18 protein-coding genes, 2 tRNA genes and 3 rRNA genes are annotated in these 23,408 nt (G+C 44.1%); 7 read left to right on the top strand and 16 right to left on the bottom strand.

What is annotated here, in order from left to right:
- Positions 1-24: 24 nt before the first annotated feature.
- Positions 25-1,356, top strand: coding sequence for an anthranilate synthase component I family protein (locus tag HGD77_RS03430; protein WP_168730683.1), 1,332 nt, complete (start codon positions 25-27; stop codon positions 1,354-1,356).
- 101 nt (positions 1,357-1,457) lie between these two features.
- Here the strand turns inward: HGD77_RS03430 and hisC are convergent, their stop codons facing one another.
- From hisC to HGD77_RS03370, 12 genes are all read right to left on the bottom strand, one after another.
- On the bottom strand, positions 1,458-2,546 hold the full coding sequence (gene hisC, locus HGD77_RS03425) for a histidinol-phosphate transaminase (protein ID WP_004646027.1): 1,089 nt from the start codon (positions 2,544-2,546) through the stop codon (positions 1,458-1,460).
- Between the two features lie 133 nt (positions 2,547-2,679).
- Entirely contained in the window at positions 2,680-3,984 is a 1,305-nt protein-coding gene (hisD, locus tag HGD77_RS03420; RefSeq protein WP_004646026.1) for a histidinol dehydrogenase, read from the bottom strand.
- Positions 3,985-4,170: 186 nt separating this feature from the next.
- Entirely contained in the window at positions 4,171-4,872 is a 702-nt protein-coding gene (hisG, locus tag HGD77_RS03415) for an ATP phosphoribosyltransferase (protein ID WP_004730740.1), read from the bottom strand.
- Positions 4,872-6,128, bottom strand: coding sequence for a UDP-N-acetylglucosamine 1-carboxyvinyltransferase (gene murA, locus HGD77_RS03410; protein ID WP_168730682.1), 1,257 nt, complete (start codon positions 6,126-6,128; stop codon positions 4,872-4,874). The genes hisG and murA overlap by 1 nt, the downstream gene beginning before the upstream one ends.
- 7 nt (positions 6,129-6,135) lie before the next feature.
- A complete protein-coding gene (gene ibaG / locus HGD77_RS03405) occupies positions 6,136-6,387 on the bottom strand; it encodes a BolA family iron metabolism protein IbaG (RefSeq protein ID WP_004730742.1) in 252 nt (83 codons plus the stop codon).
- A 132-nt stretch (positions 6,388-6,519) separates the two neighbouring features.
- Positions 6,520-6,852 (bottom strand): ribosome hibernation-promoting factor, HPF/YfiA family, encoded by a 333-nt coding sequence (hpf, locus tag HGD77_RS03400; protein WP_004730744.1) that lies wholly within the window; start codon positions 6,850-6,852, stop codon positions 6,520-6,522.
- Between the two features lie 185 nt (positions 6,853-7,037).
- Positions 7,038-8,489, bottom strand: coding sequence for an RNA polymerase factor sigma-54 (locus HGD77_RS03395; RefSeq protein ID WP_168730681.1), 1,452 nt, complete (start codon positions 8,487-8,489; stop codon positions 7,038-7,040).
- A 197-nt stretch (positions 8,490-8,686) separates the two neighbouring features.
- A 5S ribosomal RNA gene (gene rrf, locus HGD77_RS03390) occupies positions 8,687-8,801 on the bottom strand.
- A 207-nt stretch (positions 8,802-9,008) separates the two neighbouring features.
- A 23S ribosomal RNA gene (locus HGD77_RS03385) occupies positions 9,009-11,903 on the bottom strand.
- Between the two features lie 491 nt (positions 11,904-12,394).
- Positions 12,395-12,470: transfer RNA gene (locus HGD77_RS03380), tRNA-Ala, on the bottom strand.
- 76 nt (positions 12,471-12,546) lie between these two features.
- Positions 12,547-12,623 (bottom strand) — tRNA-Ile (locus tag HGD77_RS03375).
- 60 nt (positions 12,624-12,683) lie between these two features.
- Positions 12,684-14,221: ribosomal RNA gene (locus HGD77_RS03370) — 16S ribosomal RNA — on the bottom strand.
- The 16S, 23S and 5S rRNA genes sit together here with 2 tRNA genes alongside, the layout of an rRNA operon.
- 541 nt (positions 14,222-14,762) lie before the next feature.
- On the opposite strand from HGD77_RS03370, the gene HGD77_RS03365 reads away from it, so the two are divergent.
- The 6 genes from HGD77_RS03365 (at position 14,763) to HGD77_RS03340 (ending at position 19,271) form a co-directional block, all read left to right on the top strand.
- The gene (locus HGD77_RS03365) at positions 14,763-15,662 is read left to right on the top strand and encodes a VacJ family lipoprotein (RefSeq protein ID WP_004647544.1); all 900 of its coding nucleotides are present in this window, start codon (positions 14,763-14,765) and stop codon (positions 15,660-15,662) included.
- A gap of 103 nt (positions 15,663-15,765) precedes the next feature.
- Positions 15,766-16,734, top strand: coding sequence for an RsbU family protein phosphatase GigA (gigA, locus tag HGD77_RS03360; RefSeq protein ID WP_004647543.1), 969 nt, complete (start codon positions 15,766-15,768; stop codon positions 16,732-16,734).
- A gap of 112 nt (positions 16,735-16,846) precedes the next feature.
- Positions 16,847-17,365 (top strand): anti-anti-sigma factor GigB, encoded by a 519-nt coding sequence (gene gigB, locus HGD77_RS03355; RefSeq protein WP_004732914.1) that lies wholly within the window; start codon positions 16,847-16,849, stop codon positions 17,363-17,365.
- A 20-nt stretch (positions 17,366-17,385) separates the two neighbouring features.
- A complete protein-coding gene (locus HGD77_RS03350) occupies positions 17,386-18,213 on the top strand; it encodes a carbon-nitrogen hydrolase family protein (protein ID WP_004647541.1) in 828 nt (275 codons plus the stop codon).
- A 102-nt stretch (positions 18,214-18,315) separates the two neighbouring features.
- Positions 18,316-18,741: an organic hydroperoxide resistance protein gene (locus tag HGD77_RS03345; RefSeq protein WP_168730680.1), complete on the top strand. Its 426-nt coding sequence runs from the start codon at positions 18,316-18,318 to the stop codon at positions 18,739-18,741.
- A 185-nt stretch (positions 18,742-18,926) separates the two neighbouring features.
- Positions 18,927-19,271, top strand: a complete 345-nt coding sequence (locus HGD77_RS03340) for a DUF4951 domain-containing protein (RefSeq protein WP_168730679.1) — start codon at positions 18,927-18,929, stop codon at positions 19,269-19,271.
- 26 nt (positions 19,272-19,297) lie between these two features.
- Here the strand turns inward: HGD77_RS03340 and tnpC are convergent, their stop codons facing one another.
- The 4 genes from tnpC to gspE all read right to left on the bottom strand — a co-directional run bounded on the left by tnpC (position 19,298) and on the right by gspE (position 23,376).
- Positions 19,298-20,902: an IS66 family transposase gene (tnpC, locus tag HGD77_RS03335; protein ID WP_005100285.1), complete on the bottom strand. Its 1,605-nt coding sequence runs from the start codon at positions 20,900-20,902 to the stop codon at positions 19,298-19,300.
- Positions 20,903-20,976: 74 nt separating this feature from the next.
- A complete protein-coding gene (gene tnpB, locus HGD77_RS03330; protein WP_004282310.1) occupies positions 20,977-21,312 on the bottom strand; it encodes an IS66 family insertion sequence element accessory protein TnpB in 336 nt (111 codons plus the stop codon).
- A complete protein-coding gene (locus HGD77_RS03325; RefSeq protein ID WP_168730678.1) occupies positions 21,309-21,692 on the bottom strand; it encodes a transposase in 384 nt (127 codons plus the stop codon). Before HGD77_RS03325 ends, tnpB begins: the two co-directional genes overlap by 4 nt.
- Before the next feature lie 196 nt (positions 21,693-21,888).
- Positions 21,889-23,376 carry a type II secretion system ATPase GspE gene (gspE, locus tag HGD77_RS03320; RefSeq protein ID WP_004647539.1) on the bottom strand — a complete coding sequence of 496 codons (1,488 nt, stop codon included), beginning with the start codon at positions 23,374-23,376 and terminating at the stop codon, positions 21,889-21,891.
- Positions 23,377-23,408: the final 32 nt, after the last annotated feature.

Raw genomic sequence — 23,408 nt, 5'->3', positions numbered from 1 at the left:
TCATATCGAACTCTCCTTAACTGAATGACCGAAGCTCTCTATCATCGCCCTTTAAAATTTGAATCTCGTCTGGTTACAGATCTATTATCCGCGTTGAAGACATTAGATCATCTGGTGTATTTAAATAATAATGGTCAGCCTTTTATTGCCTGCTGCGCTCAAGAATATTTTATTGCCCAGACATCACAAATTCAGTCTTTTAAAAGAACAGGGATTGAACACTATCAGCCCAGACCATCTGAGTTTAATTTAGCAATCGATGCATTAAAAACTCCTCAAGAGAATGGCTTTCGTGGAGGCTATGTCGGTTTTATTAGCTACGATTATGCGGCTCAACAATATATTCAGTATCCAGATCGTACTCAACCTGGTTTATTTATTGGTCAATTTTCTTCCTACATTAAACCAACCCCTGATGGCTGGATGTTCTATAGTGATGATCCACAGGCAGAACAGCTTTACAATCATATTCAGAACTTACTTAACCAAGATAAAATTCACCCGACATTTCATTTAAACAATCCTTGTAGCTCACGCTGGACCAAATCTGTCTATACTCAGGCTTTTCAGAAAATTCAGGACTATATTGTTGCAGGTGACTGCTATCAGATTAATCTGACCCAAGAATTTAAAGGTCGTGCCCAAGGCTCCCTCTTAGCGACTGCCCAAGCATTCTGGACATTAACCGAAGCGCCCTATGCGGGTTATCTGCGTATTGGTGATTTTGAATTACTCAGCTGCTCACCCGAGTTATTTATTGACTTCGAAAAAAATCGGAAAATTATCACCAAACCAATTAAAGGCACCATGCCACGCTATAGCGATCCAGTGCTGGATGAACAATCTAAACACACCTTAAAAGCATCGGAAAAAGATCAGGCAGAAAATGTCATGATTGTGGATTTATTACGTAATGATTTAAGTGTTTATGCGGAAACAGGCTCGGTTAAAACACCTAAATTATTTAATATCGAAAGTTTTAATCAAGTGCATCATATGGTGAGCGAAGTAGAAGCGACCTTAAAAGCAGATGTGAATCCTTTCGAGGTGTTAATGTCAGCCCTACCAGGTGGCTCAATTACGGGCGCACCTAAAATTCGTGCCATGCAGATTATTGCTGAATTGGAAGGTGCAGCACGTGGGGCTTATTGTGGATCAATGGGTTATTTTAATTTTGATGGTACCGGTTCCTGGAACATCCTGATTCGTTCCATCCAAAAATATCAGGAAGATGTTTCTTTATGGGCGGGTGGTGGTATTACCATTTCTTCGGATTGTGATGCGGAATACCAAGAATGTTTTGATAAAATTTCAGCAATGCTGGATCTGTTAAATACGTGGTATCAGCCTGAATAAATAAAAAAGCGAATCATTTGATTCGCTTTTTTAATCCCTTCTAGCCTCCCTTTAAAAAGAGAGGAAAAATTCCCTCTTTATGAAAGAGGGGTTTTGAGAGATTAAACTAAAATCTCGTTTTTTAATGTATCCACTAAACGCTGATTTTGCTCATCTGTACCAATAGTAATTCTTAAAAACTGGTTAATACGTGGCTTGTTAAAATAACGTACGATAATGCCACGTTCACGCAACTCACTTGCAAGTTCGCCTGCATCCTTAAATGGCAATGAGGCAAAAATAAAGTTAGCACTCGATGGTAAAACTTTAAAACCAAGCTCATTTAATTGGGACACCAACTTTTCACGACTCTTAATCACTTTTGCATTTTGTGCTTCAAAGTAGGCTTGATCTTCAAATGAAGCGACCGCTGCAGCAATCGCAAAACGGTCCATCGGATAAGAGTTAAAGCTATTTTTGACTGCTTCAAGTGCTGCAATCAAATGTGGCTGAGCAATCGCAAAACCCACTCGCAGACCAGCAAGAGAACGTGACTTCGATGTGGTTTGACATACCACTAAATTTTCATATTTCTCAACCAGCTTGACTGCTGATTCTGCACCGAAGTCGACATAGGCTTCATCAATCACCACCACTGAATCCGGATTGGCTTGCAAAATTTCTCCAATCGCAGCCAAACCTAGATCAATACTGGTCGGCGCATTAGGATTAGTAATAATAATGCCGCCATTAGCTTGTTTATAGTCATCTACAACAATTTCAAAGTTATCATTGAGTGGCAAGATTTTGGTTTTGACGCCAAAAAACTGACTATAAACTGGATAGAAACTATAGGTAATATCTGGATAAAGTACAGGTTTTTCTTGAACAAAAAATGCTTTAAAGATATGCGCCAAGACTTCATCTGAGCCATTGCCAACAAAGACGGTTTCAACAGGTACATTTTGTTGTTTAGCGATCGCCTGTTTCAACTCTGATGCATCAGGGTCTGGATACAAACGCAAAACATCCGCCGAATTCGCAAGTACCTTTTGAACCGCTTCTACCACTTTGGGTGAAGGTGGATACGGATTTTCATTGGTATTAAGTTTTAAAATATTCTGGATTTTTGGTTGTTCGCCTGGAGTATACGGTTTTAATTCACGTACTTCAGGACTCCAAAAACGCATTTGTTCTGTTGTGATATTCATTTTGTATTCTCTTTAAACCCTCTCCTAACCTCTCCAAAGGGAGAGGAATTTTCATTACTAAAGACACAAGATTTTTGTGGTTTAAATTCTCCTCTCCTTTTAGGAGAGGGTCAGTGAGAGGTTGTAATGCTATTTATGATTGATAACGATAACGTGCTGAACGCGCATGTGCATCCAGGTTTTCTTGTTGCGCCAAGATATCCGCGGTTTTTGCTAAAGTTTTTACACCTTCTTGTGAGCACATGATCAGGCTTGAGCGCTTCTGGAAATCATAGACACCAAGTGGCGATGAAAAACGCGCAGTACCTGAAGTTGGCAAGACGTGGTTTGGACCGGCACAGTAATCACCAATGGCTTCAGGCGTATAACGACCCATAAAGATTGCACCTGCGTGACGAATGCTATCAGACATTGCTTCTGCATCATCTAAACATAACATCAAATGCTCAGGCGCCACCTGATTAATCAAATCCGATGCTTCTTGGCGGTCTTTCACCAAGACCAAAGCACCACGATTGGCAATCGAGGTACGGGCAATTTCTGCCTTTGGCAAGGTTGCCAGATGCATTTCAATCGCCTGCTCAACATCATTCAGCAACTGTTCATCTGGTGTAATGAAAATGGCCTGTGCCACAGTGTCATGCTCAGCTTGCGAAAGTAAATCCATCGCCAGCCATTCAGCATTATTTTGGCCTTCGGCATACACCAGAATTTCAGAAGGTCCTGCAATCATGTCGATACCGACCTGACCAAACACCGCACGTTTTGCCGCAGCCACAAAACGGTTGCCTGGGCCGGTGATTTTATCGACTGATAGAATGGTTTCTGTACCATAAGCCAATGCCGCAACAGCTTGCGCGCCACCAATTGTAAAGACACGCGTTACGCCTGCCAGATATGCAGCCGCCAGTACCAATGGATTTAACTCACCATTCGGCGCAGGTACCACCATAATAATTTCCGGCACACCTGCGACATGTGCAGGCACCGCATTCATCAATACTGAAGACGGATAAGACGCCAGACCACCCGGTACATAAATTCCGACACGATCCAGTGGGGTAACTTTTTGACCGAGCGTATTTCCTAAAGCATCGACATAGGTCCAGCCGTCCTGTTTTTGTGCTTGGTGGAATTCCCGAATACGATTCGCTGCAAGTTCAAGCGCTTCCCGGACTTCCATGCTTAGACCATCAAATGCTGCTTTCAATTGTTCCTGGGTCAGTTCAAGCTCTGAAAATTGATGCGCTGGATGTCGATCGAACTGTTGAGTGAGTTTAAGAACATGAGCATCACCATGCTGACGAACATCAGCAATAATTTGATCTACAGTTTTTAAAAGTTCAGGATCATTAACAGTTTCAAAAGCCAACAAGTCAGCAAATGCTTGCTTGAAGTTTTGATCTTGGGTCGATAAACGTCGCATCAATTTACCCATCAGGTTTGAATTCGAAGGCTTTAGTTTACCTGTTTTCCAGACTTTTGTCGGCAGCTATAGTGCTCTAGCCCTATGAGTTTTATTGGAAATAACTTTTGGTAAAATTGATGAAAGAATTTACATCGTATTTATGTTCAATCGAATAAAAAAACCGCCCTAAGAGGACGGTATTTTTATGCAACAAATTTAAGCCTGTTTGGCCTTTTCACGTTCTTCCACAGCTTTTTCAAGCTGTGCCAGAATCGGATTTAACAACGCTTGCTTACGCTTGAAGCTGGCTTTATTCACGATTAAACGCGAAGACACTTTGCAGATTTCTTCAAGTGGCTCTAAACCATTGGCACGCAAGGTATTGCCTGTATCTACGACATCGACGATGTAATCGCCCAGACCAACTAATGGTGCAAGTTCCATGGAGCCATACAGCTTGATCACATCAACCTGCTCGCCAAGGCTGGCATAGTATTGACGGGTCAAATTCACGTACTTGGTCGCAATTTTTAAGCGACCTTTAGGACGTAGCATCCCCACCTTACCGGCGGTCATCAATTTACATACCGCAATTTTCAGGTCCAATGGTTCATAGACATTTTGTGCACCATGTTCCATCAATACATCTTTACCGGCCACGCCAATATCGGCTGCACCATTTTCAACATAAGTCGGTACATCTGAAGCACGTAAAATTAGAATACGAACCTGTTTATGCGTGGTCGGGAAAATCAATTTACGAGATTTATCAGGATCTTCTAAAAGATTAATCCCTGCTGTTTCTAGCAAAGGTAAAGTCTCTTTTAAGATACGCCCCTTACTTAATGCCAAAGTTAAACCATGATCAAAATTGCCCATTACGTCAAAGTTTGGATCATCGTTTCTCATATCGCTCATTAATTTACTCGCTTAATTTGGGCACCTAAACTTTGTAACTTTGCTTCTACATCTTCATAACCGCGGTCAATATGATAAATGCGGTCAATCAGCGTTTCACCTTCAGCGGCAAGTGCTGCCAGCACCAAAGAGAACGAAGCACGTAAATCTGTTGCCATTACGGGTGCGGCAGAAAGTTTTTCTACACCCGTTACCACAGCATCATTACCTTCTACCTGAATATTGGCACCCATACGTGCCAATTCAGGAACATGCATGAAACGGTTTTCAAAAATCGTTTCAGAAATTGTCGCAAAGCCTTGAGCAATGGCATTCACAGCCATAATCTGGGCTTGCATATCGGTTGGAAATTCCGGATGTGGCAAGGTCTGGAAGCTGACAGCTTTCGGACGTTTACCCAGCATATCCAGCTCAATCCAGTCATCACCACGGGTCACTTCTGCACCCATTTCTTCAAACTTGTCCAGCACCGCTTCCATCAGAGATGGATCAGTATGCGTGGTTTTGATACGACCACCAGTGATCGCTGCCGCTGCCAGATATGAACCAGTTTCAATCCGGTCAGCAACTACAGCATATTCACAGCCATGCAGACGTTCGACACCGGTCACAATTAAAGTATCGGTATCCAGACCTTCAATCTTGGCACCCATCTTGATCAGCATTTGCGCAAGATCAGTGATTTCAGGTTCACGTGCTGCATTGCGAATCGTGGTCACGCCATCGGCCAACACGGCAGCCATCAGAATATTTTCTGTTCCACCCACAGTCACCATATCAAAAACGACTTCGCCACCTTTCAGGCGACCATCGACTTTGGCATGTACATAGCCGGCTTCCACTTCAATCTCGGCGCCTAAAGCTTCTAAAGCTTTTAAATGCTGATCGACAGGACGGGAACCAATCGCACAACCGCCTGGCAAAGACACTTTTGCACTACCATAACGCGCCAATAATGGACCAAGCACCAAAATAGAAGCACGCATAGTTTTTACGAGCTCATACGGTGCGAACTGGTTATCTAATGTAGACGTATCAGCAATGACTGTATCGCCTTCATAGGTCATGGTAATCCCAAGACCAGCAATCAGCTTTACCAGCGTATTGACATCTTTTAGATTAGGAACATTTCTGAGCGTAATCGGGGTATCAGCAAGAATCATTGCTGCCAATAATGGAAGTGCTGCATTCTTTGCACCAGAAATGCGCACTTCACCTTCGAGCTTGATACCGCCCTGAATTAAAAATTTATCCATTAAATGATTAAGCTCCAAATAAGCTTGCTTTGCGCCATTCTTCTTTTGTCATCGCGCGAATCGTTACTGCGTGAACCGCACCACTGGCAATATGGGCATTGAGAGGAGCATAAACAGCTTGTTGGCGTGCAACTGGACGCTTACCTTCAAATTGATCATCCACAATACGGAGATCAAATTTTCCGCCCTGACCACTCACAGCAACATCCGCTTCTGGAAAAGCGGCTTCTAAAATTTCAGCGAGCTGTTCATTATTCATCACAAGACCTCTTATAGGACTAAGGGTGTAAAACGAGCCATTTTACTATAAATAGCAAAAATAATTCATGGATCCATACATTATATATATAAAAAAAGAGGCTTTTAAAACCTCTTTTTCATCATTTGTCCTTTATAGGGCTAAAGGATGCTGCTGTAAATGCATTTCCCGGTATCGATCAATCTGCCGTTTGAGTTTTTCGGTTAATATTTTAATTGAAGTATACATATCATCTGCGGTGGCGTGAGCAAAAAACTCAATCCCTGGTAATCGGATAATAGCCTCTGCGATATGATTACTACTGCCCTTTCTAGAGCGTTTATCAATTTGATGATCTTTCGAGAGTTTCACTTGCATACTATTCACCTGATCTAGGTGCTTCGTCATCTGTGAAAACTTGGTTTTTATACTTTCTTCAATAGCTGGCGTAATCGATAAATGATGTCCACGAATTGTTATTTGCATAGTTCTATCCCTCACCTTCGTTAGGATTAGAAGAGTCACAATACAAAATAATTTAAATACAGCAACTTATAAATAAAATATCCGTATTTTAAGTCCTGAATCAAATCATTTTTACTGCTCCTCAAAAGAAAAAAAGATTCATTATGCTGTCATAATGAATCTCTAGAATAGCCAGATTTCAAATTTTAGATCAAGACTTTTCGCTCAGAAGATGAAGGAATATGTAACGATTCACGATATTTCGCCACCGTACGTCGTGCCACATCAATGCCTTCATCTTTTAACATATTGGCAATTGCATTATCAGACAAAGGCTTGCGGGCATTTTCTTCGGAAATCAGTTTTTTGATTTTGGCACGAATAGCAGTAGAAGATGCTTCACCACCTGAAGTAGTTCCGACATGACTCGAGAAGAAATATTTCAACTCGAACAATCCACGTGGGGTCAGCATATATTTATTGGTAGTTACACGCGAAACTGTAGATTCATGCAATTCGACTTCTTCAGCAATATCTCTTAAAACCAGAGGTTTCATGCCTTCTGCCCCAATTTCCAAGAACATTTTTTGATGCTCCACAATACAAGTCGCGACTTTCAATAATGTTTTATGCCGCTCATCGATACTTTTGATAAAGTTCTTCGCTTCAAGCATCTGATTACGCAGGTACTGATTATCATCGCTTTGATCTGCACGACGAATCATTTTGGCATAAAAAGAATTGACCCGTAACTTTGGCAGTACATCCGAGTTTAAATTGACTTGCCAGCAGTTATTCTTTTTCATCACCACGACATCTGGCACCTGATAATCTGATTCCTTGTTTTCAAATTCCAGCCCCGGGTGCGGTTTCAATGTTTTTAGCAAATCTACAGCACAGCGCAATTGCTCCGGATTTAAACCAGTCTGTTTGATCAGCTTAGGAAGCTCATTGGTAATCAACAATTCATAATGTTGCAGAAGTTTGATCGCATCATTTCGGCAAGACGTTGATGCAGGTAAATTATCAAGTTGAACCAATAGGCATTCTGCCAAGCTTCTAGAACCTACACCTACCGGATCCAAACGCTGGATATGCTTTAATACAACGGCAACCTCATCATCTTCAATTTCTTCTTCAGACCCCATAGAAGAGAGTAAATGTTGTACTGATGCAGTAATTTCACTCAACTCGGCATCTAAAAAACCTTTGTCGTCCAGAGAATCCACGATGCAATAAGCGATTAATTTATCAACCTGTGAAAAATTCAACAGATTAATTTGTTCTAGCATATATTCTTGCAGGCTCTGATGCCCTTGACGATTATCTTCACGCTCTTCGAACTCGGCTGCCCCCAGACTTGTAGGTTGATGGGTATAGACATCATCCCAATCAGTATCTACAGGTAAGTCATCAGGCAGATGATCGGCATTAAGTTCATTGGTTAGATCGTGATTTTCATTATTTGATTCAATTGTAGATAAGCTTTCAAGGGTAATTTGCTCTTCAACTTTTTCTAATAGAGGATTACTATCAAGTTGCAACTGAACTTCTTGTTCCAATTCCAGACTTGAAAGTTGTAATAGCCGAATTGCTTGCTGTAATTGTGGAGTTAATGACAGCGAGTTCGCAATTTTTATGCCCACTGATAATCTCATTGTTACCCCCTTAATAGAAAATCCCGTTTTATAAGCAATTTTTATGCCGTTTTATTTTTTATAACACAGATTTACCAAAAAACATACAAATTGGATTTTAAATTTCTAGCCTTTCGCGACTAATAATTGTTTAAATACTTAATTTTTCGCATAAAAAAATCCCCCTCTGCCTTGGCGGAGGGGGATTTCGAATAATGAGCTGGCGATGACTTACTCTCACATGGGTAACCCCACACTACCATCAGCGCTAAGAGGTTTCACTTCTGAGTTCGGGAAGGGATCAGGTGGTTCACTCTTGCTATGGTCGCCAGCACAACTGTTTATGACTATTTGCTTGGGTCTTATTGGCGTTGTTTTCACTTCGCTAGCCTAGCTTTCATCAAATGAGTTATTAACAGGTATATCTGAGTTGCAGTAGTTTGTTCGTTCAGCGTAACTAAATCAAGTCACTTTGTTTAATATCGAATCAATTGATCCTCACTTCTTTCGAAGTTCGTACAACAACTGTTTGGGTGTTGTATAGTCAAGCCTCACGAGCAATTAGTATTGGTCAGCTTCATGTATCACTACACTTCCACATCCAACCTATCAACGTCGTAGTCTTCAACGGCTCTTTAGGAGACATAAAGTCTCGGGGAAATCTTATCTTGAGGTAGGCTTCCCGCTTAGATGCTTTCAGCGGTTATCCCTTCCGAACATAGCTACCCGGCGATGCCACTGGCGTGACAACCGGTACACCAGAGGTTCGTCCACTCTGGTCCTCTCGTACTAGGAGCAGATCCTCTCAAATTTCCAACGCCCACGGTAGATAGGGACCGAACTGTCTCACGACGTTCTAAACCCAGCTCGCGTACCTCTTTAAATGGCGAACAGCCATACCCTTGGGACCTGCTTCAGCCCCAGGATGAGATGAGCCGACATCGAGGTGCCAAACACCGCCGTCGATATGAACTCTTGGGCGGTATCAGCCTGTTATCCCCAGAGTACCTTTTATCCGTTGAGCGATGGCCCTTCCATACAGAACCACCGGATCACTAAGACCTACTTTCGTACCTGCTCGACTTGTGGGTCTCGCAGTTAAGCGCGCTTTTGCCTTTATACTCTACGCGTGATTTCCGACCACGCTGAGCGCACCTTCGTACTCCTCCGTTACTCTTTAGGAGGAGACCGCCCCAGTCAAACTACCCACCAGACATGGTCCTCGTCCCGGATAACGGGACAGAGTTAGAACCTCAATATTACCAGGGTGGTATTTCAAGGACGGCTCCATCGCAACTAGCGTCGCGACTTCAAAGCCTCCCACCTATCCTACACAAGTAAGATCAAAGTTCAATGTCAAGCTGCAGTAAAGGTTCACGGGGTCTTTCCGTCTAGCCGCGGGTACACCGCATCTTCACGGCGAATTCGATTTCACTGAGTCTCTGCTGGAGACAGCGCCCCCATCATTATGCCATTCGTGCAGGTCGGAACTTACCCGACAAGGAATTTCGCTACCTTAGGACCGTTATAGTTACGGCCGCCGTTTACTGGGGCTTCGATCAAGAGCTTCGCTTACGCTAACCCCATCAATTAACCTTCCAGCACCGGGCAGGCATCACACCCTATACGTCCACTTTCGTGTTTGCAGAGTGCTATGTTTTTAATAAACAGTTGCAGGGGCCTGGTTTCTGAGGCTGTCGGCCGCTCAAGGAGCAAGTCCTATCACAGACAACAGCGTACCTTCTCCCGAAGTTACGGTACCATTTTGCCTAGTTCCTTCAGCAGAGTTCTCTCAAGCGCTTTGGTCTACTCGACCTGACCACCTGTGTCGGTTTCGGGTACGATTCCTGTGTAACTGAAGCTTAGAGACTTTTCCTGGAAGCATGGTATCAGCCACTTCACTGTACAAGTACAGCTTGCTATCAGTTCTCAGCATAGAGTACCCCGGATTTGCCTAAGATACATGCCTACAACCTTCCACCTGGACAACCAACGCCAGGCTGACTTAACCTTCTCCGTCCTCTCATCGCATTACACAGAAGTATTGGAATATTAACCAATTTCCCATCGACTACGCCTCTCGGCCTCGCCTTAGGGGTCGACTCACCCAGCCCCGATTAACGTTGGACTGGAACCCTTGGTCTTTCAGCGTGCGAGTTTTTCACTCGCATTGTCGTTACTCACGTCAGCATTCGCACTTCTGATACCTCCAGCAGACTTCTCAATCCACCTTCATCGGCTTACAGAACGCTCCCCTACCACGCATAATAAATTATGCATCCGCAGCTTCGGCATATAGTTTTAGCCCCGTTACATCTTCCGCGCAGGCCGACTCGACTAGTGAGCTATTACGCTTTCTTTAAAGGGTGGCTGCTTCTAAGCCAACCTCCTAGCTGTCTATGCCTTCCCACATCGTTTCCCACTTAACTATAATTTTGGGGCCTTAGCTGGCGGTCTGGATTGTTTTCCTCTTGACTACGGACGTTAGCACCCGCAGTCTGTCTCCCGGATAGTACTCATTGGTATTCGGAGTTTGCATCGGTTTGGTAAGTCGGGATGACCCCCTAGCCGAAACAGTGCTCTACCCCCAATGGTATTCGTCCGAGGCGCTACCTAAATAGCTTTCGGGGAGAACCAGCTATCACCAAGTTTGATTAGCCTTTCACCCCTATCCACAAGTCATCCCCTGGCTTTTCAACGACAGTGGGTTCGGTCCTCCAGTTAGTGTTACCCAACCTTCAACCTGCTCATGGATAGATCACCTGGTTTCGGGTCTATACCCAGCAACTAAACGCCCTATTAAGACTCGGTTTCCCTACGGCTCCCCTATGCGGTTAACCTTGCTACTGAATATAAGTCGCTGACCCATTATACAAAAGGTACGCAGTCACCGGACTAAGCCGGCTCCCACTGCTTGTATGCATGCGGTTTCAGGATCTATTTCACTCCCCTCACAGGGGTTCTTTTCGCCTTTCCCTCACGGTACTGGTTCACTATCGGTCAGTCAGGAGTATTTAGCCTTGGAGGATGGTCCCCCCATATTCAGACAAGGTTTCACGTGCCTCGCCCTACTCGACATCATCATATAAGCCCTTTCGTGTACAGGACTATCACCGTCTACGGTCGCACTTCCCAGAGCGTTCCACTAGAACTTAAATGACTTAATGGGCTCTTCCCCTTTCGCTCGCCGCTACTGAGGGAATCTCAATTGATTTCTTTTCCTAAGGGTACTGAGATGTTTCACTTCCCCTCGTTCGCCTTGCAACACTATGTATTCATGTTGCAATACCTACCTTATGGTAAGTGGGTTTCCCCATTCAGACATCTCCGGATCACAGGATATTTGCCGCCTCCCCGGAGCTTTTCGCAGGCTATCACGTCTTTCATCGCCTCTGACTGCCAAGGCATCCACCACATGCACTTAATTACTTGACTATACAACCCCAAACAGTCGTTTATCCTTACAAGTAGGATAAGCAACAGAGCTTGTCTTGCGACTTACTCATACAGTTGGCGTTTCGTAGATTTAACTACAGCACAGCTTCAATTAGATTCATATACCAAAACGCTTGATTCAGTTAATTTCGCTAGTAACTCATTTCTTTCATCTTCACATCACAGTAATAAATCACTGCTAGTGTTAATGTCAGTCATGAGTATGAACAAATTATTTCAACTCAAATATATTCTGTTAATGATTTTTCCAGCCTTCGTCAGGTCAGGAAACTGTGATAAATCACAGAGGTTATCAAGTGCGCGTATCATAACGCTTGTACTTGTTAATCTCTAGGATCTAAACACTTGATCGCTTAGGAACTAAACAACTTCATCACTGTATGATTACATACTGCGCGAAGCGTAGCTTCTTGCTTAAATTTCAAGTAAAAGCCCTAAAGCAGTGCTTTAAGTTTTATGATCTTGAAATTTGGTGGAGACTAGGAGAGTCGAACTCCTGACCTCCTGCGTGCAAAGCAGGCGCTCTACCAACTAAGCTAAGTCCCCAGCTTATCAATAAGTCAATGTATCGTTCCGTTCTGTTCTGTTTGCTTCAGCACTTGCATGCTGCGTTAGTCAGATTTGGTGGGTCTGACAAGACTTGAACTTGTGACCCCACGCTTATCAAGCGTGTGCTCTAACCAACTGAGCTACAGACCCTCAGATACATCGTATGAAGAACAACTTGTTGTGGATTCTTACCAATCGTCAATCTTTCGTTAAGGAGGTGATCCAGCCGCAGGTTCCCCTACGGCTACCTTGTTACGACTTCACCCCAGTCATCTGCCACACCGTGGTAAGCGTCCCCCCTAAGGTTAGACTACCTACTTCTGGTGCAACAAACTCCCATGGTGTGACGGGCGGTGTGTACAAGGCCCGGGAACGTATTCACCGCGGCATTCTGATCCGCGATTACTAGCGATTCCGACTTCATGGAGTCGAGTTGCAGACTCCAATCCGGACTACGATCGGCTTTTTGAGATTAGCATCCACTCGCGTGGTAGCAACCCTTTGTACCGACCATTGTAGCACGTGTGTAGCCCTGGTCGTAAGGGCCATGATGACTTGACGTCGTCCCCGCCTTCCTCCAGTTTGTCACTGGCAGTATCCTTAAAGTTCCCGGCTTAACCCGCTGGCAAATAAGGAAAAGGGTTGCGCTCGTTGCGGGACTTAACCCAACATCTCACGACACGAGCTGACGACAGCCATGCAGCACCTGTATGTAAGTTCCCGAAGGCACCAATCCATCTCTGAAAAGTTCTTACTATGTCAAGACCAGGTAAGGTTCTTCGCGTTGCATCGAATTAAACCACATGCTCCACCGCTTGTGCGGGCCCCCGTCAATTCATTTGAGTTTTAGTCTTGCGACCGTACTCCCCAGGCGGTCTACTTATCGCGTTAGCTGCGCCACTAAAGCCTCAAAGGCCCCAACGGCTAGTAGACATCGTTTACGGCATGGACTACCAGGGTATCTAATCCTGTTTGCTCCCCATGCTTTCGCACCTCAGTGTCAGTATTAGGCCAGATGGCTGCCTTCGCCATCGGTATTCCTCCAGATCTCTACGCATTTCACCGCTACACCTGGAATTCTACCATCCTCTCCCATACTCTAGCCAACCAGTATCGAATGCAATTCCCAAGTTAAGCTCGGGGATTTCACATTTGACTTAATTGGCCACCTACGCGCGCTTTACGCCCAGTAAATCCGATTAACGCTTGCACCCTCTGTATTACCGCGGCTGCTGGCACAGAGTTAGCCGGTGCTTATTCTGCGAGTAACGTCCACTATCCAAGAGTATTAATCTCGGTAGCCTCCTCCTCGCTTAAAGTGCTTTACAACCAAAAGGCCTTCTTCACACACGCGGCATGGCTGGATCAGGGTTCCCCCCATTGTCCAATATTCCCCACTGCTGCCTCCCGTAGGAGTCTGGGCCGTGTCTCAGTCCCAGTGTGGCGGATCATCCTCTCAGACCCGCTACAGATCGTCGCCTTGGTAGGCCTTTACCCCACCAACTAGCTAATCCGACTTAGGCTCATCTATTAGCGCAAGGCCCGAAGGTCCCCTGCTTTCTCCCGTAGGACGTATGCGGTATTAGCATCCCTTTCGAGATGTTGTCCCCCACTAATAGGCAGATTCCTAAGCATTACTCACCCGTCCGCCGCTAGCTCAGTTACCGAAGCAACCTCGCCCGCTCGACTTGCATGTGTTAAGCCTGCCGCCAGCGTTCAATCTGAGCCATGATCAAACTCTTCAGTTTAATACTATGTAGTGCCTTAAAGGGCACCAATCTTGGCTCATCAATTTTCTGACAAATATTTCTCAAATAAACTTCGAGTAATTTCTACCATCAATCAATGAAAATAATTTCGATCGATCAACCAGTAAAAATCCACACAAGTTGTTCTTCATAATCTCTTAATGATCTTCTTGTTGGTTCGTCACCAGCAAGCTAGGTCGGCTATATTACTCTCTATCTCTAGAAAGTCAACCAGTAATTCAGATTATTTTTAATCTTATCAAATAAAACCCAACTCAATTAAACTTAACTAAGCCACTGTTTTATCAGAAGTTTTAATCTTCATCACCGCCGATGGATGTGCATTCTACAGCATTTCAGAGGGACTGCAACACCTTTTTCAAGAAAATCATTTTGTATGTATATTTTTTAAGCTTTTCGTGTGTTTTCATTCATTTTTTATACAAATTTGCTTAAATGATGTCTATTCGTGAATATAACGTTTATTATTTTCATACTAATAAGTAGTGCTACTTACACAGAAAAGGCCTCAGGTTACCTTATGCATCGTTCTATTTACTTATCTATATGCTTATTTTCTTTAGCTTCAAGCGCACATGTTTTCGCTGAGGTGGCCACCGGTGTGGAAAATCTGGAAAACGAGCCTGCAAAAACGCCGCTTAGAACAAAGATATCAACCAAAGCTCAACAATTACAAACGCAATTGAAAGTTGATGCCAGTGCAGCACAGGCAGAAGAAGTTAAAGATCCTTTTCAACCGTTAAATAGAAAGATCTATCAGTTTAATGATGCGATTGACCGCACCGTGGTACGTCCCATAGCCGTACAATATGTGGAAAAAGTTCCTCAAGATGTTCGTGGCAGCTATACCCAGTTCCGCAGTAACCTAGGTGAACCTTGGAATGTGGTGAATCAGCTGATTCAAGGTCGTCCTGCCCGCGCTGCTAAATCCCTAGGTCGTTTTACCATTAACACCTTAACAACTTTAGGACTGGCTGATCCAGCGCGTCGCCTGGGCTTGAGTCATGAAGAGGAAAAATTTGGAATTACCTTAGGTTATTATGGCGTGCCTTCTGGCCCTTATATCATGTTGCCATTTTTAGGTCCAAGTTCTGTCCGTGGCGTAATCGGTACTGCTGTAGATAGTCAAGCTCGTCCACAAAAATACATTCTCGAAGATGAAGATGGACTTTACTGGACTGATCAGTTTTGGCGTGCCATCGATACCCGTTCAGAAATACTGGACGTTGAAGGAGTGCTGACTGGCGATCGCTATGCGCAGATTCGCGATATTTATTTACAACGTACCAATTATGCAATTGCAGAAAAGAAAGGTACAGAGCAAGATACGCTGTTCCTAGAAGATGATTTTGAAGATGAAAATTCTGATGATGCACCTTCTATTGATAGCAACATTAAATCTTCAAACGAAGATCTTTAAGTTTAAGCCTCATGTATGATTGCTAGTGAAAATCTGTTCGCTAGCAATACTTTGCTTATTATAGTACATCTTATAACCAATCTTGGGATTGAATCACTTTTTTATGTATTTCATTCAACCGACTCGTGATATTCCTTACTTAGATCAAGTACTTGATGCACTTCCGCATGTTCAGATGATCTATCTAGATGATCATGAACTGTATGACTCTACGATTATTGCAATTGCAGATGTACATGATTATCTGAAATATAAGTGGAATCTGCCTACGATTGTACTGGCCTTAGAAAATGAAGGTACTGCTTTGGCTCAGGCCTGGGAACAAGGGGCTTTGGCTGGCTGGATCTGGAATAAACTTCCCGAGAATCCTGATCTGGCATTACAAAAAATTGACGCACAATATAAACGTAATCAGGATAGCCGCGACCTTCCTTCTGCGGCAGAATTACAAAAAAGATTGTTACCAAATCCGATTGAATTGACCAATTACGAGGTCGAAACCTATTTCCAGCCTTCTGCCTATCTTTCAGGAGATTGGTATGATTATTGGAAAATCAGCGACAAAGAAGTGATTTTCTATTTGGCCGATGTCTCTGGACATGGTGTCACCAGTAGTTTACTCACGTCCTGGATGGCAGCTTTCCATGGCCGCTCTAAAACACCGCGCGAGCTGATCAAAAAGCTGAACGGCATGCTGATGCAGGAAAATATTGAAAAGCACATCACCATGATTGCCGGGATTCTTAATCTGGAAACCCATGTATTAAAATGGTCCAGCGCTGGACATTATCCTCCACCGATTATATTTGAACCCAATCAAGAACCTAAAATCCTCTCTTCCAGCAGTTTCCCTTTGGGCTTAACCGAAGATCTTGAAGTTGAGGAAAATGAATGGGTATTAAGTCGCAATGCGCGCTTTATTATCTGTTCGGATGGCGCACTGGAACCTTTTGATGGTGGTTTAAATGAACAATTCTCGCAATTATTACACCATTTGCAGAATCAATCTTTTCAGGCTCCGGAACATGTGGCTGACGATATCGCCTTTTTAAGCTTTATCCGCGTAAATTAGCAGTATATTTACAGGCTTTATAAGCACTTAATTTGATTACTACTTTCAGCCACTTGAGTATCAATACACCCTATGGGATAATTTAATATCCTTCTCTGCAAATGGCATTTATATGTCAACAGGTCATGTTGAATATGCAAGTCTGAATGGAACGCATATTTTTAAGCTTATCGGCGAAGTGCGTGCCCAATCTTGTATTAGTCTAGACAAATTACTGAACAAAATTGAACAGCAAGACAACGTAGTTGGCGCTATCGTTGATCTCACCGAAACCAGTTTCATTGACAGTACCGTACTGGGTGTTTTAGCGAAACTAGGACTCAAACTCAAGCAAGTACACAATATTCAGGCTGTCATGCTTTCTACCAATTCTGACATTACCACTTTGGCCAACAGTATGGGATTGAGCCAAGTGTTTGTGATTCTGAATTATTGTGGTGATCCAAATGTCTGCACACGTACGCTGATGGAAGAACATGTCACGCATCAAAATATGCTGAATACGGTTCTGGATGCGCATAAAACCTTGATGAAACTGAATCAAAGCAATCAGAACATGTTTGAACCTTTAGTCAAACAGCTACAGAAAGAGCAAGACAATTTAGATAAAATTTCCGAGCAAAAGGTATAACCATCTTATAAGAGGACCCTATGACTTTACTTTCTGTTGTACAAATGAATTCTCAAAATGAAATTGATGCCAATTTCGTGGAGATTGAATCTTTAATTCAACAAAGTAAGGCCAATGGAGCTGAACTGATTGTTTTCCCGGAAAACTTTGTCTGTTTTGCCGCAGGAAAACAGCGTGAAACTGCTGCACAATTTGAAGTGATTCAGCAGCGTCTGGAACAACTTGCCCATCAATATGACACCTGGATCGTCGCTGGTACATTACCCTGCCCTTATCGTCCGGATGGTTCGATCATTGAAGATGGCCGCGTGCGTACCGTTAGCCTGTGTATCAGTCCGGAACGGACCGAAGCGCGTTATGACAAAATTCACTTGTTTGATGTGCAAGTCGGTGATGCTGTAGGCGGTTATCAGGAATCCAAGTTCTTTGAGCCCGGCACAGATGTTGTCGTAGCCAAAACCCCTTTTGGTAATATTGGTTTAATGGTCTGTTATGACCTGCGTTTTCCGGAACTAGCGTTAAATCTACGAGCCAAAGGTGCAAACCTCTTGACCGCACCTTCTGCTTTTACCTATACCACAGGTGAAATGCACTGGCAGCTTCTTCTGCAAACACGTGCTCTAGATAGCCAATGTTCGGTGCTTGGTGCAGCTCAACAAGGCTGGCATGGAGAAAAACGCCAGACCTGGGGGCATGCAGCCGCCACCAATAGTCGTGGACAACTTCTTAATATGATCCATGCAGAAGGTGCTCAACTCATCACCGTCGACTTTGATTTAAATGAACAGCAAAAAGTGCGTGAATCCATGCCTTTAATGCAACACCGTAGACTTCTTCAACTTTCCTGAATCGTTTCATTTGCTTGCATAAAATAACAAAATCCCTGCTTATTCTTCAGGTGAAATCACCGAGCATAGAAGCTCTACGAAAAATAAACAGGGATTTAACTCATGTCATTAGAAAAAGCCGTCTATACCGCACATGCCAAAGCCACAGGGGGCCGTGATGGCCGCGCCATTTCTAACGATCAGATTCTGGACGTCCAATTGGCCGTACCTAAAGAAATGGGGGGACCAGGCGGTGGAACCAATCCTGAACAGCTCTTTGCCGCAGGTTATTTCGCCTGTTTCTTGGGTGCTATGAAATTTGTCGCCAATCGAGACAAGCTCAATATCAGCAAAGATGCCTATATTGAAGGTGATGTTGGGATTGGTCCGATTCCTACCGGGTTTGGAATCGAAGTGACCTTAAATATCCATCTTGAAGGCATGGATCAGGAAGAAGCACAAAAACTGGTCGATGCTGCGCATATCGTCTGCCCCTACTCGAATGCGACCCGCAATAATATTGATGTGAACTTAAATGTGATTACTTAAGATTTTGATTTACCTGCTATCCTGAAAAAATAGCTTCAGGATAGCTAGACTTCAATTATAAATTTCAAAATTTACCCGCTTCATCTTTTGTCAAAAGCTACTTCTCTTCCCCACTTGAAAACTGCAGCAAAAACTTAAGAAATTATATATAATGATTCTTATTTACATTTATTCGATTTATATTGATGTTAAAACTAGTTCTTCTGAATTCTCTCCTGCTCCTCACTGCTACAACCTCTTTTGCAGATCTTTATCTCTCAGAAAAAATCCGTCCGAAAATAAAATCTCTGCTCAATACTGAAATTGAACGCCTACCCATTCCTGCAACACCCAACAATATGATTCTGCCTGAATTTGGTAAAGGGATTATTGGCTGGGGAGCTGGCCCCAAAGATGCTGAAGCCCGTTTTCTCAATATTACTCAGGCAGATGTTGAAACAATGAAACAGGAAGGACTGAGTTTAGCAATGGCACAAGCCTGGCAGAACTTTTATGAAAATGAAACTCTGCGTAATCCGGGAAATCCGTAAGCGTCCGCTGAACCCCATGTCTATTTTTAATTCGGTTCAGGTTTCCAGCGGTGTGGCAGTAATTCTTCTATTTGGGTCACTTTATGGGTCGGCAATCTTTTCAGCACATCACTTAAATAGGCATATGGATCCAACCCATTCAGCTTTGCTGACTGGATTAAAGTCATGATGTTTGCCGCTCGCTGACCACTACGCAGCGAACCTGCAAATAACCAGTTCTTACGTCCCAACGCCCAAGGCCGCACCTGGTTTTCCACCCAATTATTGCAAATCGGTAGATTGCCATCATCCAGATAGCGGCTTAAAGCTGGCCAACGCTTCAGAGTGTAATTGATGGCCTTGGCGGTTGGAGAACTCGATGGCACCGTCAGTTGATGCTGGTTGAGCCATTCATACAGTTGTTGCATCACTGGTTGACTATGCTGTTGTCGGTATTCGCGGCGCTGTTCTGCTGTACCATCGGTCTTTTTCCTGAGTTCTGCTTCTATGGCATACAGTTTCTGAATCAGCACTAAGGCCTGTTCAGCGACCTGACTTTTCCCGGTCACATGCAGTTCATGGAATTTACGACGCGCATGCGCCATGCAGCCCACCTCAATGACCTGGCCTGATTTAAAGCGTGCTTTATAACCACTGTAATCATCACAGACCAGATGGCCCTGCCAGTCTTTCAGGAACGCTTCAGCATGCTGGCCTGAACGACTATCCTGAAAGTCATAGATCACGGCTTGAATTGGATTATATTGGGTTGTTGCATAGGCCCAGACATAACCTTTCTTCGGTTTTTTCTCATCATCACCCATCCGCATGATGGTGACTGGTGTTTCATCGGCATGGATCACCCGCTGTTGCAGCACCACCTCTTTTAAAGCATTGGCCAGAGGCTCCAGCTCTACACCGCAGCGACCTATCCAGTCAGATAAAGTTGATCTAGAAAGCTCGATTCCCGCCCGCTGATAGATCAGACGTTGACGGTACAGCGGTAAATGATCTGCGTATTTCGAGACCAACACATGGCTAAGCAGTTCAGGACTGGCAATACCTTTATCAATCACATAGGCGGGCATCGCTTGCTGAGTCAGGGTGTCACACTGATCACAGACCCATTTGCCACGCACATGCTGTTCCTTATAGAACTGTGCCGGTCTGAAATTCAATTTTTCACTGATATCTTCGCCGATACGACGTAACTGGCAGCCACAAGCACATTGGGTTGATGTTGGTTCATGCTCGATACGGATGGTGTGTAGATGATCGGGCAGCAGTCGACGTTTAGGTTTGTTGACTGTGGCTTTCTGTGTCGCTGCATCGGTTTTATCTGCATTTAATCGTTCTAATTCTAGATCAACGGCTGCGATATCTTCTTCGACCGCTTCGTCCCATAGATGGATTTGTTTTGCGGTGAGATGTTCGTTTTTACTGCCGAATTTGTGCTTTTTAAACAGCGCCAGTTCATGCTCGTATTTTTGATTGAGAATGGAAAGATGTTGGTTGCATGCTTCAAGATGCTGAACTTTGGTATCTAATTGTTGGTTATCTTCTGCGAGTTGTTGATGCTGCATTGCCAACTGTCTGGTAAATTCCAGCAGTTGTTCATGGGTCAGTTGGCTTAAGTCAGGCAGCGTATTCATGACCGCAGTATGCCTGAGGTCATGACGCAGAGGAAATAGAACGTTTGGAGAATAGCAGAATGCACCAACCTGGTTTAGAGCATCGTCACTACCTGCTGTTGTCCAATGCGCTGCCAGGGCAAACCCTGGATCAGTGCCTGTAACTGTTCCGGGCTGAGGGCTACGCTTTCACCCTGGTGAACTTTAGCCCAGTGGAATTTTCCCTGTTCCAACCGCCGAGCACACAGCCAGATCCCCAGTCCATCATGTACCAGCACTTTCATGCGATGGCCACGTTTATTACAGAACAGGTAAGCACAATGCGGTTTGATGTAGCCAAAGGCTCTCACCACCTGAGCCATGGCCGTATCCATACCTGCACGCATGTCCATGGGCTGAGTAGACAACCAGATTTCATCGATACGGATCATGTTGTAAGTGCCTTGAGTAATTTTGCTAAAGCAGATATTTCTGATACTTGCCATTTCAAGCCAATTTCTGCTTTTGAGTGGGGTAAAGTAATTTGAACCGTTAACATGCCAGTAGAAATAGGATCTAATGGTGCAGAGCAAGATAAGGCAATAAATGCAGGTTTATTCGGTAGTAGTGAGCGATCATTCCCTGGCTTAGCATCAATTAAGCGAATCCATTTGGATACAAGATGTGTATTCAATCCATGTTGCAAAGCGACCGAAGCAATTGAAACCTCCGATGCTTTACACGCCTGAACGATCTGCTGTTTAAATTCAGCACTATATGTTCTTCGTATTATCGTAAGAGATGCGATGGATGTCTGGTGATTTGTAGTCATAAATTTAAGTTCCCACTTGTTTTTAAGTGAGGACTAAATTAAGGCTTATAGGACGAATTCATAAGGTGTGTTCAGCGGACGCTTACGGAAATCCGACTGCACCTTTTCGTGTACAACTCATGAAAAAAATCGTCAGTCTCTGGTAAATATCCAAAAGTCCTGACGATCATTATGATAAAGCGAGCAGATTAAAAAATTATTCTACTGCTTCGTTGGTTACTCGCAATACTTCTTCAATCGTGGTTTTTCCGGCCAATACTTTACGCAGACCATCATCACGAATGGAACCTGACTGCTGACGTACATAGCTTTCGATTTCATATTCAGCCGCATTGCCATGAATCAAACGGCGCATATGATCATCGACTGGGACAATTTCATAAATTGCAGTACGGCCACTAAAGCCAGTATTGCCACAACGTTCACAGCCTTGAGGTTGCGGTAATCTTAAATCTTGGGGATGCTCAATATTGCCAAATAGATTCTTCTCGAAAGCATCTGCCTCATGCCAGGTCGCGCAATGTGGACACAAGGTACGCACCAGACGTTGGGCAATTACCCCGATTAAAGAACTGGACAGCAGAAATGGTTCAATTCCCATATCTTTCAGGCGCGTAACCGCACCAATCGCGGTATTGGTGTGTAAGGTGGATAACACCAGATGTCCTGTCAGGGATGCCTGCACCGCAATTTCTGCGGTTTCCAGATCACGAATCTCACCAACCATGACCACATCCGGGTCCTGACGCAACATGGCTTTTAACGCACGGGCAAAAGTCATATCCACTTTGGTATTGACCTGCGTTTGTCCAATGCCTTCCAGCTGATATTCAATCGGATCTTCAGCCGTGAGGATGTTTTTAGAACCGTCATTCAGGTCAGAAAGTGCCGCATATAAGGTGGTGGTTTTACCCGAACCGGTCGGGCCAGTCACCAGAATAATCCCGTGCGGGCGATGCACTAAGGTCTTGAGTCGACCATAGTCATTATTCATCAAGCCCAAATGGGTCATGTTCAAACGGCCAGCCTGCTTGTCCAGCAAACGCATCACCACCCGCTCCCCATAAGAAGATGGCAAGGTGGATACACGGACATCGACTTCACGTCCGGCCAAGCGTAATGAAATACGGCCATCTTGAGGAATACGCTTTTCCGCAATATCCAGTTTGGCCATGACTTTAATCCGTGAAACCAGAAGCGGTGCCAGTTCACGGCGTGGCTGGACAATTTCGCGTAACTGGCCATCGACCCGTAAACGCACCGACAGTTTTTTCTCAAAAGATTCAATATGAATATCGGAAGCCCCAACACGAATTGCTTCGGATAATAGCGCATTGATCAGACGTACAATTGGCGCATCATCTTCCTGATCCATCAGGTCTTCAGCTTCCGGTACCGAATCAGCCAGACTGAGTAAATCCGGATGATCTTCCAGACCGGCAGCCACCTGCTGTGATTCGCCGCTATCTCCGGCAAAACTGGAACTGAGTAACTGGTTAAATTCCTGTTCAGTACAAAGCTGAAAATGAGCCGGATAACCGAGCAGACGGCGGGCTTCCTGCAATGCAAGCATCGAGGTATTGTCACGGCGCAGAATAAAGGCCTGATCTCCCTCATAACGCAACAGCACACCATGGCGCTTGGCGAAGCTATATGGGATTTGTAATTGTTTAAGTACTTGCATCGCGGATTATAATAATGATGAAAAAATTTAAA

The organism is Acinetobacter sp. NEB149 (assembly GCF_012516415.1).
Taxonomy (GTDB): Bacteria; Pseudomonadota; Gammaproteobacteria; order Pseudomonadales; family Moraxellaceae; genus Acinetobacter; species Acinetobacter lwoffii_V.
This window is presented reverse-complemented; position numbering and strand designations above follow the sequence as displayed.